This is a genomic window from Rathayibacter sp. Leaf185 (assembly GCF_001423885.1).
GTDB lineage: Bacteria > Actinomycetota > Actinomycetes > Actinomycetales > Microbacteriaceae > Rathayibacter.
In genome coordinates this window covers 1,462,264-1,475,268 of sequence record NZ_LMPP01000001.1, presented here as the reverse complement: position 1 = coordinate 1,475,268, position 13,005 = coordinate 1,462,264, and the positions used below count along the sequence as shown (strand labels likewise).

Genomic DNA, 13,005 nt, shown 5'->3' with positions numbered 1-13,005 from the left:
GTCAGGAGACCTGCGTGTCGTCGCTGCTGTACCGACTCGGACGCTGGGTGCACCGCGCCCACCGTCTCGTCGCCGTCCTCTGGCTCGCCGTCGTCGTCCTCGCGGGCGGAGGCGCGCTGCTGCTCAACCAGGGCACCGACAATGCCTTCGCGATCCCGGGGACCGAGTCGCAGACGGCTCTCGATCAGCTCGAGCGCACCTTCCCGCAGGTCAGCGGCACGTCCGCCCGCTACGTCGTGGTCACCGCCGACGGCAGCAGCGTCGAGAACGCGGCGATCTCGGGACCGGTCGGCGACGCCGTGACCGAGCTCGAGGGAGTCGACGAGGTCGCCGCCGTGACCGACCCCTACTCCGACACGATCGAGGGCACGATCTCCGAGAAGGGCGACGCCCTCGTCATCACGGTGCAGATGGACGGCTCCGCGACCACCACCTCGACCGAGGCGCGCGACGCCCTGAAGGCCGAGGCGACCACGCTCGAAGATGCGCTGCCCGCGGGCACCACCGTCTCGCTCGGCGGCGACCTCTTCTCGCAGAGCCTGCCCGGAGTCACGATCACCGAGGCGATCGGCCTCGTCGTCGCCCTCGTGGTCCTCGTGCTCACGTTCGGATCGTTCCTCGCGGCCGGCATGCCGCTGGTCACCGCGCTGCTCGGCGTCGCGCTCTCGATGTCGGCCATCTTCATCGCCACGCGCTTCGCCTCGATCTCGTCGACGACTCCGCTGCTCGCCCTGATGCTCGGCCTCGCGGTCGGCATCGACTACGCCCTCTTCATCATCAGCCGCCACCAGGACCAGCTGCGGCAGGGCATGGACCCCGAGGAGTCGACGGCCCGCGCCACGGCGACCGCCGGCTCCGCCGTCGTGTTCGCCGGCCTGACCGTGATCATCGCCCTCGTCGGCCTGTCGGTCGCGGGCATCCCGTTCCTCACCACGATGGGCATCGCCGCGGCGGGCGGAGTCGCGATCGCGGTGGTCATCGCGCTGACGCTCACGCCGGCGCTGCTCGGGTTCGCCGGCGAGCGCCTCCGGCCCAAGCCGCGCAGGAAGAAGAAGGCCGCCGCCGCGCAGAAGGCCGCCAAGGGCGCCCACACCGACCCCGAGGCGGCCGTCGACGCCGACCCGCACGCCCCCGCCGAGGTCCCCGCCGGCTTCTTCCGCGGCTGGGTCCGCGTCGTCACCCGGTTCCCGCTCGTCACGATCATCGCCGTCGTCGGCGTCCTCGGAGTCGCGACCATCCCGACGATGAGCCTGCGCCTCGCGCTGCCCGACGCGGGCTACCAGGCCGAGGGCACGCCCGCGCGCGACACCTACGACCTCCTCGCCGAGAACTTCGGCCCCGGCTACAACGGCCCCCTCATCGTCACCGGCACGATCATCGGCTCGACCGATCCGCTCGGGCTGATGGCCGATCTCAAGAGCGAGATCGAGGGGCTCGACGGCGTCGCCTCCGTGCCGCTCGCCACCCCGAACGAGAACGCCGACACCGGCATCATCCAGGTGATCCCCGAGGGCAGCCCCGATTCGGAGGCGACCAAGGCGCTCGTCGCCGAGATCCGCGACAAGCACGACTACTTTCAGGAGCAGTACGGCGTCGACCTCGCGGTGACCGGGCAGTCGGCGGTCGGCATCGACATCTCCGACCGTCTCGCCCAGGCGCTGATCCCCTTCGGACTGCTCGTCGTCGGCCTCTCGCTGGTGCTGCTGACGATGGTCTTCCGCTCGCTCTGGGTCCCGCTCAAGGCGACTCTCGGCTACCTGCTCTCGGTCGGTGCCTCCTTCGGCGCCGTCGCGGCGGTCTTCGAGTGGGGATGGTTCGCCGACGCCCTGCACGTCGACAAGACCGGCCCGATCATCAGCTTCATGCCGATCATCCTGATGGGCGTGCTGTTCGGGCTCGCGATGGACTACGAGGTGTTCCTCGTCTCGCGGATGCGCGAGGACTACGTCCACGGGCGCTCGGCGCGCGCGGCGGTGGAGTCGGGCTTCGTCGGCTCGGCGAAGGTGGTCACCGCGGCCGCGATCATCATGTTCTCGGTCTTCGCCGCGTTCGTCCCGGAGGGTGACACCAGCATCAAGCCGATCGCCCTCGGTCTCGCGGTGGGGGTGTTCGTCGACGCGTTCATTGTGCGGATGACCCTCGTGCCGGCGGTGCTGCACCTGCTCGGCGACCGCGCCTGGCACATGCCGCGCTGGCTCGACAGGATCCTGCCGTCGTTCGACGTCGAGGGCGAGGGGCTCACCAAGGAGCTCGCGCTCCGCGACTGGCCGGAGCCCGGCGCGACCGACGCGATCGCGGCCGACGGCCTCACGCTCGGCGGCCCCGACGGCCCCCTCTACAGCGACGTCGCCGTGCGCGTCCCCGCCGGTGGAGCGCTCGTCGTGCACGGGCCGCACCGCTCGGGCCGCACCGCCCTGCTGCTCACGCTCGCGGGCCGGCTGGCTCCCGACTCCGGCCGCCTCAAGGTCGACGGGCTCGTCGTGCCGATCCGCTCCTCCGCCGTACGGGGCCGAGTGGGGCTCGTGCGGCTCGCGGGAGCCGCCGACCCGGTCGGCGAGGTCCGCTCAGCGCTGCTCACCGCGCCGCCGATCCTGGTGCTCGACGACCTCGACACGGTCACCGATCCGCTGCTGCGCACGCAGATCAGGCGCGAGCTCGACTCGATGCGCGAGCACGCGCTCCGAGACGGACGCACCTTCACGGTGATCGCCTCCTCCGTCGACGCCGACGCGCTCGACGATCTCCTCCCCTCCGATCACTCGGTGCTCTCCCCCGCGGCCGAGCGCCGCGACGTCGCAAAGGTCCTCTGACATGGCTCTGCTCTCCCTCGAACGCCCCCGCGGCGTCAAGAAGGTGTCGTGGCTGACCCTTCTCGGCATCGTGATGGTGCCCCTCGCCATCGGCGGCCTGCTGGTCTGGGCGCTCTGGAACCCGACCGACCGCCTCGACACGATCACGGCCGCCGTCGTGAACGAGGACACCCCCGTCGAGATCAACGGCCAGACCGTTCCCCTCGGCCGCCAGCTCGCGGCTGGTCTCGTGACCGGAGGCACCGAGAGCACGGCCACGCCGTCGCCGACGCCGGTGCCGAACGTCTCGGGCTCCGACTCGACCGGCAACTTCACCTGGGTCCTCACCGACAAGGACGACGCCGCGCAGGGCCTCGCCGACGGCACCTACGCGACCGTCGTCACGATCCCCTCCGAGTTCTCGGCCGCCGCCACCTCCTACTCCGGAGACGCCGCCGACGCCACCAAGGCGACGATCGACATCGCGACGAGCGACAAGGCGAAGCTCGTCGACGACGCGATCTCGGCGACCGTGACCAGCACGGCCACGTCGCTCCTGAACACCCAGCTCACGACCGCGTACCTCGAGAACGTCTACGTCGGCTTCAACACGCTGAACGACCAGATCGGCCAGGCGGCCGACGGCGCCGGCAGCCTCGCCGACGGCGCCGACCAGCTCGGCACCGGAGCGTCCTCGCTCGCCGACGGCACGTCCTCGCTCGCCGACGGCATCGACGAGCTGGCGACGGGCGCGTCCTCCCTCTCGAGCGGAGTCGCGCAGGTCGGCACCGGCACCTCGTCACTCGCCGACGGAGTCGCCGCGCTCGGAACGGGCGCGTCCGACCTCTCGGGCGGAGTCTCGCAGCTCGCGACCGGCGCGCAGCAGTCCGCGACCGGCGCGACCGGCCTCGCGACGGGCGCGTCGTCGCTCGCCGACGGTCTCGACGGCCTCGCGAGCGGAGTCGCGGCACTCGGCGGCACCGCGCAGACGGCCGCGGGCCTCGCCTCGCAGTCGGCGACCACCACCGGCACCTCCCTCGGCACCATCGCCGCACTCGCGCAGTCGTGCGCCGCGACCGACCCCGTCTGCGCGCAGATCCTCGCCGAGGCCGGAACCCAGCTCGACACGACGAACCAGGCGGGCGCGCTCTACCAGGCGGGCGCGACCGCGCAGTACGCCGCAGGCATCTCCTCCGGGATCAACGACGGAGCGGACGGGCAGCCCTCGCTCGTCGCGGGGACCGCGCAGTCGGCCGCCGGAGCACGCGGCATCGCCGACGGCGCGGGAGCGCTGGCCGGCGGTCTGACGCAGCTCGCGACCGGAGCCGCCTCCGCGGCCGACGGCGCCACGCAGCTCGCCACAGGAGCCACGTCCGCGGCTGACGGCGCCCGCCAGCTCGCGACCGGAGCCACCTCCGCGGCCGACGGCGCCGCGCAGCTCGCCACAGGAGCCTCCTCGGCCGCCGACGGAGCCGACCAGCTGGCCGACGGCGCGAGCGGCGTCTCGGACGGCGCCGTGCAGCTCGCCGACGGCGCCCGCACGCTCGCCACCGGACTCGACGCGGCCGTTGCGCAACTGCCGACCTACACCGACGCCGAGTCGACGAACCTCGCCGACGTCGTCGCCGACCCGGTCGAGAACGCCAGCGACTCGACAGCTCTGTTCGGAGCCTCGAGCGTGCCGTTCTTCACGACGATCGCCCTCTGGCTCGGGGCGCTCGCGAGCTTCCTCGTGCTCGCCGCGTTCTCGCACCGCGCTCTCTCGTCGACGCGCTCCTCCGCGGCGCTCGCCCTCTCCTCCTACGTTCCCGCGCTGGTGATCGGGGTCGTGCAGGGGCTCGCGGTGGCCATCGTCATGCAGTTCGTCGCCGACCTCGAGCCGTGGACCTTCGTCGGCTTCGCCCTGCTGTCGATGCTCGTCGGCGCCTCGTTCGCCGCCGTCAACCAGGGCCTCGTGGCGCTGCTCGGAGGCACGGGACGCTTCATCGCGATGCTCGCCGCGGTCATCGGCCTCGGCGCCGGCATCATCTCGACCGTGCCGGGCGTCTTCGACGACGCCCTCGGGTTCCTGCCGCTGTCGGCCGCGCAGACCGCGCTGTCGGGAGTCGTCGAGGGCTCCGGAGGCGTCGGCGGCTCGGTCGTCGGCCTCGTGCTCTGGCTCGTCTTCGGCCTGCTGCTGACCGTCGCCGCCATCGCCCGCCGCCGCGTCACCACGGTCCGCGCCCTGCGCCGCCCCGTCGAGGCGTAGCCGCCACAAGTAAGGCTGGACGCCGCGGATCCGCGAGAAATCGCGAGATCCGGGCATCCAGCCTTACTTGTGCGGGTCGGGCGCCGACGAGCGGGTCAGTCGGCCGCGCCGCTCGCGATCTGCTCGTGGTGGTGGATGACCTCCGCGACGATGAAGCCGAGGAACTTCTCGGCGAACGCGGGGTCGAGGTGCGACTCCTCCGCGAGCGCGCGCAGGCGGGCGATCTGGCGCCCCTCCCGCTCGAGGTCGGCGGCCGGCAGACCGTGCGCCGCCTTCAGCCGCCCCACCTTCTGGGTGAACTTGAACCGCTCGGCGAGCAGGTGGATCAGGGCCGCATCGATGTTGTCGATGCTCTGCCGGATCTGCTCCAGCTCGGCCCGGGCCTCGGCCTCGTCGCGCGCCACGTCGTCGATCATGCCTCGACCCTAACCGACGACGAAGGCCCCCTCCCGGCGACGAGAGGGGGCCTTCGTGAGAGTCGCGTCAGTCGACGATGCTGAGCTCGACCGGGATGTTGCCGCGCGTCGCGTTCGAGTAGGGGCACAGCGTGTGCGCCTTCTCGGCGACCGCGTGCGCCTCCTCGGCACTGGCCTTCGGCACGTAGATGTCGAGCTCGACGGCGAGGCCGAAGCCGCCGTCGTCGTTCTTGCCGATCGAGACGCTCGCCGACACGGCCGCGTCGGTGGTGTCGATCTTCAGCTCGCGACCGGCTCCGTGCAGGGCCCCGAGGAAGCAGGCCGAGTACCCGGCGGCGAAGAGCTGCTCGGGGTTGGTGCCGTCCCCGGAACCGCCGAGCTCCTTCGGCGGACGGGTGTCGAGATCGAGGCGGTCGTCCTCGGTGCGGACGTGGCCGTCGCGTCCTCCACCGGAGGCGTGGGCGATTGCGGTGTAGAGAGCATCCATGCCCCCATCCCACCACCTCCCACCCGAGTGCCAGGTGAACGCCGGGTGCACGCACGCTCGGAGCCGTGCGTCCGCTCGGAAAGAACCGCGCGGAGTCGTCAAGCCCCTCCCACCGCGACCGCGCACGGTGTGGCGTAGAGGCATGCGCCCGGTGATCAGCCGGGCAGAACGGAGCAGGCAATGCGCGCACTCACCTGGCAGGGCATCGAGAAGGTCTCGGTCGAGACGGTTCCCGACCCCCGCATCCAGCAGCCCACGGACGCGATCATCCGGATCACCTCGACGGCGATCTGCGGCTCGGATCTGCACCTCTACCGCCTCCTCGGCCCCTACCTCGACAAGGGCGACGTGCTCGGCCACGAGCCGATGGGCATCGTCGAGGAGGTCGGCAGCGCTATCACGAAGCTCAAGGTCGGCGACCGCGTCGTCGTCCCCTTCAACATCTCCTGCGGCGAGTGCTTCATGTGCCGCCGCGGACTGCAGTCGCAGTGCGAGACCACGCAGGTCACCGAGTACGGCTCGGGAGCCTCGCTGTTCGGCTACACCAAGATGTACGGCCAGGTCCCCGGCGGTCAGGCGGAGCTCCTCCGAGTGCCGCTCGCCGACTACAACTCGGTCGTCGTCGGCACCGACCTCCCCGACGAGCGCTACCTGTTCCTCAGCGACATCGTGCCCACCGCGTGGCAGGGCGTCGACTACGCGCAGGTGCCCGACGGAGGCTCGCTCGTCGTCTTCGGGCTCGGCCCGGTCGGCCAGTTCGCGTCGCGCATCGGCGTGCACAAGGGCTACCGCGTCCTCGCGGTCGACCCCGTCGCCGAGCGCCGCGCCATGGCGGCGCGCCACGGTGTCGAGGTCTTCGACCTCTCGGACGACATCGCCGACCAGCTGCGCGACCTGACCGACGGACGCGGGCCCGACTCCGTCGTCGACGCGGTCGGCATGGAGGCTCACGGCTCGCCGATGGGGTCCTTCGCGCAGACGATGGCGGGGCTGCTGCCCGACCCGATCGCGCGCAAGGCGATGGACACGGTCGGAGTCGACCGGCTCGCCGCGGTCACCGCATCGCTCGACCTCGTCCGTCGCGGCGGCTCCGTCTCGCTCAGCGGCGTCTACGGCGGCGAGGCCGATCCGCTGCCGCTGAAGTCGATGTTCGACAAGCAGGTCACGGTGAAGATGGGCCAGTGCAACGTCAAGCGCTGGATCGACGAGCTGCTTCCGCTCGTCGAGGACTCGAGCGACCCGCTGGGTGTCATGGACCTCGTCACCCACCGCGCCCCGCTCGAGGACGCCCCGGGCCTCTACGAGACCTTCCAGAAGAAGGAGGACGGCTGCATCAAGGTCGTCCTGCAGCCGTAGCCGGCTGAGGGAACGACGAAGGCGGCGCCCCCGTGGGGACGCCGCCTTCGTCGTGAGGGGAGACCTACTTGAAGACGTCCTTGATGTCCTCGCCGGTCTTCTTGGCCGACGCTGCGGCCTGGTCCTTCTGGCCTTCGGCCTTCAGGCTGTCGTCGTTCTTGTGGTCGCCCAGGGCTTCCTTCGCCTTGCCGGCGATGTCCTGAGCGGCGTTCTTGATCTTGTCATCGAGCCCCATAGTGAAGCCTCCTTCGTGATCGGTCGTGCGCGGTACGTACTGAGGACCGTAGGAGCGCAGGCTGCTCGTCCCCTGAATACGGGGAGGGGCTTGATCGGGGATCACCGCAGTGCCACGATTCGCGCCCGGATCTCAGGTGGCGGGAGTCGCCGTCTCGGACGGCACCGTCTGCGACGGCTCGTTGGTCGGCGTCTGGCTCGACCCGTCATCGGCGCTGGTCGGCACGACGACCCCCGACTGCACCGGCGTCTGCGCGTCCCCCGTGCAGCCCGCGAGCAGTCCGACCAGCAGAGCGGAGGCGCCGAGCGCCCCCAGTACGCGCACCCCGCGGCCGAGGGTGCGGGCGGGAGGCGTGGCCGGGTCGAGACGGAGGGGAGTCATGCTGGCGACGCTAGGCGCGACTCCCCGCCGACAGCAGGGGCTTGACTTCTCCGACCCCCGCGCGTGGCGGTGGCGTCGCCGAGGCGCGCGATGGTAGCCCCGGACGAGGGTCGAGCGCTACGGCCTTGGCGCGCATTCGGGGGCCTCGCAGACTGGCGACGCCGGCACGCATCCATCCCCACTCGATCCTGGAAGGGAACGACGATGTCCACCATCGATCCCGCTTCACCCCCCTTCGGAGACGGCGCCGCAAACTTCGCCGCGACCGACACGACCTCCGACGACACCACCACTGCCACCTCGCACTCCACGTCGGGCTCCGGCTCGTCGAGCACCGTCGACGCCGCGAAGGAGCAGGCAGGCGCTGCCAAGGAGCAGGCCGCCTCCGTCGCCGGCGACGCCAAGCAGGCCGCGGGCGACGTCGTCGCCACCGGCAAGGAAGAGGCGGCCACCGTCGCTCAGGAGGCCAAGACCCAGGTCAAGGACCTTCTCGACCAGAGCCGCAGCCAGCTCACCGAGCAGGCCCACGCGCAGAAGGAGAACGCCGCCAAGGGCGCTCGCGCCTTCAGCGACGACCTCACCTCGCTCGCGAACGGGGAGGGCGGCCAGGACAACATGGCCGCGAACCTCGTCTCGAACCTCGCCGGCCGCGCCCAGGGCGTCGCCACCTGGCTCGAGGACCGCGAGCCCGCCGAGCTGCTGGAGGACGTCAAGTCGTTCGCCCGCCGCCGTCCGGGAGCGTTCATCCTGATCGCCGCCGCGACCGGCCTCGTCGCCGGCCGCCTCGTGCGCGCCCTCACCGCCGAGGCGAAGGACGAGAAGGAGACCGCGAGCGACACCTCCGGTCCCGAGTTCGCCGCCCCCGATGCGGCGAGCTACGGCACGACGAACACCGATCATCTCCCCACCGAGCCGATCGCCGACCCGCTGAGCGTGCCGCCGACCTCGGCCGGCTACGACTCCTTCCCGACGGGAACGCGACCGTGACCGACTCCACCGGAGCGCATCGCGCCGGGATCGGCGAGCCGACACCCGACCAGCGTGCGGGCAGCACGTCGCTCGGCGACCTGCTCGGCGAGGTCTCGCGCGATCTCTCGACCCTGATCCGCCAGGAGATGGCGCTCGCGAAGGCCGAGCTCAAGGAGTCCGCCGGCAAGGCGGGCAAGGGCGCGGGCCTCCTCGGCGGCGCCGGCTACGCGGCGATCATGGCCGTGCTGTTCCTCTCGATCGCCCTCTGGTGGGCGCTCGGCACTCTGATCGGCAACGGCTGGTCCGGAGTCGTCGTCGCCGTCCTCTGGGGCATCGTCGCCGCGATCCTCTACTCCGTCGGGCGCAAGAGCCTGAAGACCGTGGACGGAGCACCCGAGACGGTCGACTCCCTCAAGAAGATTCCCGAAACCCTCAAGCCGAACGGGGCAGGACGATGACGTACGACTCTGCAAGCACCGACTACTCGAACAAGACGCCGGAGGAGATCCGCGCCGAGATCGAGCGCACCCGCCTCGAGCTCGGCGGCGACGTCGACGCCCTCGCCGAGAAGGTCAGCCCCAGCGCCATCGCGCAGCGGCAGACCGACAAGGTGAAGTCGGCCGTCGGCTCGGTCCGCGACCGCGTGATGGGCGCCGCGCACGACGCCGGCGACTCCGTCTCGGGCGGTGCCGGCTCCGTCAAGGGCAAGGCCGAGGGCAACCCGCTCGCGGTCGGCCTGATCGCGCTGGGCGCCGGCATGCTCATCGCCTCGCTGATCCCGGCCTCGACCGCCGAGAAGCAGGCCGCCTCGAAGGTCAAGGAGACGGCCCAGCCGGTCGTCGACAAGGTCACCGAGGCCGCGAAGGATGTCGCGGGCGAGCTCCGCGAGCCCGCCCAGCAGGCCTTCGCCTCGGTCAAGGAGACCGCGACCGACGCCGCGCAGAACGTCAAGGAGGCGGGCGCCTCCGCCACCGACGACGTCAAGGACTCGGCCCGCGAGGCCAAGCACGCGGTGCAGGAGAACGGACAGGCCTAGCCTCTGCTCGATCGACGGGCGGTGGACCTCCGGGTCCGCCGCCCGTCGTCGTCTCCCGGGAATACCTCCGGGCCGGACGCTCTTGCCACCCGTATGAGATCGATCGTCTACTCCTCCACCGGCGCCTCCTCCGTCCTCTCGCTCGTCGACCGCGAGCCGGCCGATCCAGGGGCCGGTGAGGTGCGCGTGCGCGTGGTCGCCTCCGGCGTGAACCCGACCGACTGGAAGGCCCGCGCGGGAGGCGACCTCGCGTTCGCCGAGGTCGTCCCGAACCAGGACGGCGCCGGAGTCGTCGACGCGCTCGGCGACGGCGTCGAGGGCCTGGCCGTCGGCGACCGGGTCTGGCTGCATCTGGCCGCGCACCGCCGCCCGACCGGCACTGCGCAGGAGTCGACCGTCCTGCCCGCGAACCGCGTCGTCCGCCTGCCCGACGGCGTGGGCTTCGACCTCGGCGCGAGCCTCGGAGTGCCGGCGATGACGGCGCACCGGGCGCTGACCGTGCACGAGCACGGGCCCACGCGTCTGTCCCGCGGGGCGCTCGCGGGCCGCACCGTCCTGGTGCAGGGCGGTGCAGGAGCCGTCGGTCACGCCGCGATCCAGCTCGCGGTCTGGGCCGGAGCGACGGTGATCGCGACCGTGAGCAGCGACGGCAAGGCCGCCCTCGCGACCGCGGCGGGAGCGCACCACGTGCTGCAGTACCCCGATGACGCGCTGGCCTCGAGGATCCTCGAGATCGCGCCCGACGGGGTCGAGCAGATCGTCGAGGTCGCCCCCGCGCAGAACGCGGTTCTCGACGTCGAGGTGCTCGCCAACCACGGCAGCATCGGCTACTACGCGAACAACAACGGAGACGACTTCTCGGTCCCGATCGTCGCGAGCTTCGCGAAGAACGCGCGCTGGCAGGGGCTGCTGCTCTACACCGTCGGTGACGAGGCCCTGCAGGCCGCCGCGGAGGACATCACCGCCGCACTCGAGGACGGCGCCCTGCCCGTCGGCGAGTCCGCGGGCCTGCCGCTCACCTGGTTCCCCCTCGAGGAGACCGCGGCCGCCCACGACGCCGTCGAGCACGGCGCGACCGGCAAGGTCCTGATCCGCGTGAGCGACGAGGCCTGAGGACTCGGGGCCCTGCCCGCTGCGGCCCTCAGCCGCGCAGCGGCGGTGAGCCGGCGACCGTCGCGCGGTCACCCAGGCCGGCGACCAGCTCGCGCAGTGCCTCCTCGGCGGTGACGGTCGGCTCCCAGCCGAGCACCGTGCGCGCCCGCTCGGTCGACATCACCGGGATGTTGCCCGCGATGTCGAGCCAGCCGGCGTCGGTGCGCTGGAGGCGCAGGTGCCAGGTGGCGGTCACGATCGAGCGAAGGAGCCCGAAGGGCACCGTCACCAGGCGCGCGCCGAACGCGTCGGCGAGACGCTGCGGAGTGAGCACCGGCTCCGCCGCGATGTTGAACGCGCCCCCGGCCCGCTGGTCGAGCACCCGCCAGAACGCGTCGGCGACGTCGTCGGCGTGCACCCCCTGGAAGATCAGCGTGCGCGGCAGCGGCAGCACCGGCGGCTTCACCGCCTTCAGCCAGCGCGTCGGGTACCGCGGCCCGGCGAACAGGCCCGCGATCTCGGTCGCCGCCCCGCGCTGGAACACGAGGCCCGGGCGCAGCCGGGTGACGACCACCTCCGGATGCGCCGCCTCGAACGCGTCGAGCGCGCGCTCGTTCGCCGCCTTGTGCCGGCTGTAGGTCGAGGTGTGCAGCCCGCCCGTGGGCCAGCTCTCGTCGACCCGGATCGACTTCGGTGCGGAGCTGTAGGCCCCGACGGAGGAGGCGACGGCCACCTGGGCCACGCCCGCCGCGGCGGCCGCCTCCAGCACCGCGGCGGTGCCTCCGACGTCGACCAGCCGCTGGAACGGCTCGTCGTGGCTCGGCTGCAGCGCCCACGCGAGGTGCACGACCGCGTCCATCCCCGTGAACGCCTCGCGGAGCAGCCGCGGCGCCTCGCTCGACGCGACATCCACCTCGACCCACCGCACGCCTCGGTACTCGGGCGACTCCGGCCGGGCGGCGCGGCGCGCCACCCCGACGATCTCCTCCACCGACGGCTCGCCCTGCAGCCGCCGCAGCAGCGCCGTGCCCAGATTGCCCGTCGCCCCGACGATCGCGATGCGCATGTGATGGTCCCTCCGCGGGCGGCGCGAGTGCCACCGTCCTCCGAGGCTAGGCACGCCCCGCGGGCAGCGGAGGCGGTTGACAGCGGGCCCTAGCCCACGCGCCCACCGCGGCGCATCCCCGCGCGCCCGCGCCCGGCGGCTGCCTACCCTGGGCCCATGCCCCTCCGCCGACGCGATCCCTCCGTGCGCCACGTGTTCGACGGGATCGAGCTCCGCTCCTACGCCACCGGCCGCGCCGACGCCGCACGCACCTTCGTGCTGGTCCACGGGATCGGGATGTCCCACCACACGTTCTCGCAGCTCGCCGTCCACCTCCGCGAGCACGGGCGGGTGATCGCCGTCGATCTGGCCGGCTTCGGCTCCAACCGCGCACCGGAGCAGCGCGTCGGCATCGCCGATCACGCCCGCCTCGTCGGTCGCGTGCTGGCCGACCGCGGCGTCTCGAGCGCGGTCGTCGTCGGCCACTCGATGGGCAGCCAGGTCGCGGTCGAGCTCGCCGCCCGCTCTCCCGAGCTCGTCGACGGAGTCGTCCTGATCGGCCCGGTCGTCGATCCCCAGCGCCCCACCGCACTGCAGCAGGCCCTCGCGCTCGGCCGCGACACCCTCGGCGAGCCGCTTCCCGTCGATCTGCTGGTCCTCACCGACTACCTGCGCGGAGGAGTCCGCTGGTACCTCCGGCAGCTCCCCGAGATGCTGCACTACCCGATCCAGCGGAGGCTCGCCGCGGTCACCCGGCCCGTCCTCGTCGTCCGCGGCGTCGACGACCCGGTCGGCGCCCGCGACTGGTGCGAGCGGCTCGTCGCCCACGCCTCCGACGGCCGGCTGCTCGAGATGCGCTCCTCCCGCCATGTCGTGCCGCGGACCGAGGCGGAGCCGCTGGCCCGCGCCCTCGCGCGCTTCGCCGACGACCTCGAGCCGGTGGCCCGGTGA

General features: G+C 72.4%; 13 protein-coding genes. 8 read left to right on the top strand and 5 right to left on the bottom strand.

Annotated elements, in window-relative coordinates:
• The first annotated feature begins 14 nt into the window (after positions 1–14).
• Both ASG06_RS07060 and ASG06_RS07055 read left to right on the top strand, forming a co-directional pair.
• Entirely contained in the window at positions 15–2,810 is a 2,796-nt protein-coding gene (locus ASG06_RS07060) for an efflux RND transporter permease subunit (protein WP_056040197.1), read from the top strand.
• A 1-nt stretch (position 2,811) separates the two neighbouring features.
• Entirely contained in the window at positions 2,812–5,037 is a 2,226-nt protein-coding gene (locus ASG06_RS07055; RefSeq protein ID WP_056040195.1) for a YhgE/Pip domain-containing protein, read from the top strand.
• 95 nt (positions 5,038–5,132) lie between these two features.
• Here the strand turns inward: ASG06_RS07055 and ASG06_RS07050 are convergent, their stop codons facing one another.
• Both ASG06_RS07050 and ASG06_RS07045 read right to left on the bottom strand, forming a co-directional pair.
• On the bottom strand, positions 5,133–5,453 hold the full coding sequence (locus ASG06_RS07050; protein WP_056040193.1) for a chorismate mutase: 321 nt from the start codon (positions 5,451–5,453) through the stop codon (positions 5,133–5,135).
• Positions 5,454–5,520: 67 nt separating this feature from the next.
• Positions 5,521–5,940, bottom strand: a complete 420-nt coding sequence (locus ASG06_RS07045) for an organic hydroperoxide resistance protein (RefSeq protein WP_056040191.1) — start codon at positions 5,938–5,940, stop codon at positions 5,521–5,523.
• Positions 5,941–6,120: 180 nt separating this feature from the next.
• Between ASG06_RS07045 and ASG06_RS07040 the strand changes: the two genes are divergently transcribed.
• On the top strand, positions 6,121–7,296 hold the full coding sequence (locus ASG06_RS07040; protein ID WP_056040189.1) for a zinc-dependent alcohol dehydrogenase: 1,176 nt from the start codon (positions 6,121–6,123) through the stop codon (positions 7,294–7,296).
• Positions 7,297–7,360: 64 nt separating this feature from the next.
• Here the strand turns inward: ASG06_RS07040 and ASG06_RS07035 are convergent, their stop codons facing one another.
• Both ASG06_RS07035 and ASG06_RS07030 read right to left on the bottom strand, forming a co-directional pair.
• Positions 7,361–7,531, bottom strand: coding sequence for a CsbD family protein (locus ASG06_RS07035; RefSeq protein WP_056040187.1), 171 nt, complete (start codon positions 7,529–7,531; stop codon positions 7,361–7,363).
• A gap of 132 nt (positions 7,532–7,663) precedes the next feature.
• Positions 7,664–7,912 carry a hypothetical protein gene (locus tag ASG06_RS07030; RefSeq protein WP_056040186.1) on the bottom strand — a complete coding sequence of 83 codons (249 nt, stop codon included), beginning with the start codon at positions 7,910–7,912 and terminating at the stop codon, positions 7,664–7,666.
• Between the two features lie 204 nt (positions 7,913–8,116).
• On the opposite strand from ASG06_RS07030, the gene ASG06_RS07025 reads away from it, so the two are divergent.
• From ASG06_RS07025 to ASG06_RS07010, 4 genes are all read left to right on the top strand, one after another.
• Positions 8,117–8,899, top strand: coding sequence for a hypothetical protein (locus ASG06_RS07025; RefSeq protein ID WP_056040183.1), 783 nt, complete (start codon positions 8,117–8,119; stop codon positions 8,897–8,899).
• Positions 8,896–9,339: a phage holin family protein gene (locus tag ASG06_RS07020; protein WP_231727634.1), complete on the top strand. Its 444-nt coding sequence runs from the start codon at positions 8,896–8,898 to the stop codon at positions 9,337–9,339. The genes ASG06_RS07025 and ASG06_RS07020 overlap by 4 nt, the downstream gene beginning before the upstream one ends.
• The gene (locus ASG06_RS07015) at positions 9,336–9,917 is read left to right on the top strand and encodes a DUF3618 domain-containing protein (RefSeq protein ID WP_056040181.1); all 582 of its coding nucleotides are present in this window, start codon (positions 9,336–9,338) and stop codon (positions 9,915–9,917) included. Before ASG06_RS07020 ends, ASG06_RS07015 begins: the two co-directional genes overlap by 4 nt.
• Before the next feature lie 93 nt (positions 9,918–10,010).
• The gene (locus ASG06_RS07010) at positions 10,011–11,030 is read left to right on the top strand and encodes an NADPH:quinone reductase (RefSeq protein ID WP_056040180.1); all 1,020 of its coding nucleotides are present in this window, start codon (positions 10,011–10,013) and stop codon (positions 11,028–11,030) included.
• Positions 11,031–11,058: 28 nt separating this feature from the next.
• Here the strand turns inward: ASG06_RS07010 and ASG06_RS07005 are convergent, their stop codons facing one another.
• Entirely contained in the window at positions 11,059–12,075 is a 1,017-nt protein-coding gene (locus ASG06_RS07005; protein ID WP_056040178.1) for an NAD-dependent epimerase/dehydratase family protein, read from the bottom strand.
• A gap of 156 nt (positions 12,076–12,231) precedes the next feature.
• Here ASG06_RS07005 and ASG06_RS07000 point away from each other — a divergent pair, with 156 nt between their 5' ends.
• Positions 12,232–13,005 (top strand): alpha/beta fold hydrolase, encoded by a 774-nt coding sequence (locus ASG06_RS07000; RefSeq protein WP_082498991.1) that lies wholly within the window; start codon positions 12,232–12,234, stop codon positions 13,003–13,005.

Coding starts and splice junctions, on each gene's coding strand:
- ASG06_RS07055 (WP_056040195.1), top strand. CDS start 2,812: ATGGCTCTGCTCTCCCTCGAACGCCCCCGCGGCGTCAAGAAGGTGTCG.
- ASG06_RS07005 (WP_056040178.1), bottom strand. CDS start 12,075: ATGCGCATCGCGATCGTCGGGGCGACGGGCAATCTGGGCACGGCGCTG.
- ASG06_RS07030 (WP_056040186.1), bottom strand. CDS start 7,912: ATGACTCCCCTCCGTCTCGACCCGGCCACGCCTCCCGCCCGCACCCTC.
- ASG06_RS07040 (WP_056040189.1), top strand. CDS start 6,121: ATGCGCGCACTCACCTGGCAGGGCATCGAGAAGGTCTCGGTCGAGACG.
- ASG06_RS07010 (WP_056040180.1), top strand. CDS start 10,011: ATGAGATCGATCGTCTACTCCTCCACCGGCGCCTCCTCCGTCCTCTCG.
- ASG06_RS07025 (WP_056040183.1), top strand. CDS start 8,117: ATGTCCACCATCGATCCCGCTTCACCCCCCTTCGGAGACGGCGCCGCA.
- ASG06_RS07015 (WP_056040181.1), top strand. CDS start 9,336: ATGACGTACGACTCTGCAAGCACCGACTACTCGAACAAGACGCCGGAG.
- ASG06_RS07035 (WP_056040187.1), bottom strand. CDS start 7,531: ATGGGGCTCGATGACAAGATCAAGAACGCCGCTCAGGACATCGCCGGC.
- ASG06_RS07050 (WP_056040193.1), bottom strand. CDS start 5,453: ATGATCGACGACGTGGCGCGCGACGAGGCCGAGGCCCGGGCCGAGCTG.
- ASG06_RS07045 (WP_056040191.1), bottom strand. CDS start 5,940: ATGGATGCTCTCTACACCGCAATCGCCCACGCCTCCGGTGGAGGACGC.
- ASG06_RS07000 (WP_082498991.1), top strand. CDS start 12,232: ATGCCCCTCCGCCGACGCGATCCCTCCGTGCGCCACGTGTTCGACGGG.